This window comes from Paraburkholderia sp. SIMBA_030, from assembly GCF_046535245.1.
Taxonomy (GTDB): domain Bacteria; phylum Pseudomonadota; class Gammaproteobacteria; order Burkholderiales; family Burkholderiaceae; genus Paraburkholderia.
Genome location: NZ_JAWRXB010000904.1, coordinates 1 through 259, shown reverse-complemented (window position 1 = coordinate 259; position 259 = coordinate 1). Strand labels below are relative to the sequence as shown.

Genomic DNA, 259 nt, shown 5'->3' with positions numbered 1-259 from the left:
GCCGCGCATCATCACTTCATGGTTGCCGCGGCGCGTGCCGTACTGGTTGAAGTCAGCAACACCGACATTGTGCTCGATGAGGTAGGCACCGGCAGGAGACGCCGCCTTGATCGAACCGGCCGGGGAAATGTGGTCGGTGGTGATCTTGTCGCCGAAGAGACCGAGAACGCGCGCACCCTTGATGTCGGAAATGCCCGTGCCGGTCTTGCCCATGCCGACGAAATACGGCGGGTTCTGAACGTAGGTCGAGTTGTCGTCC

1 protein-coding gene is annotated in these 259 nt (G+C 61.4%); it reads right to left on the bottom strand.

From position 1 onward, the window contains the following. A partial coding sequence (locus SB772_RS42640; RefSeq protein WP_410838850.1) for a hypothetical protein occupies nt 1-259 on the bottom strand: 259 nt, incomplete at both ends.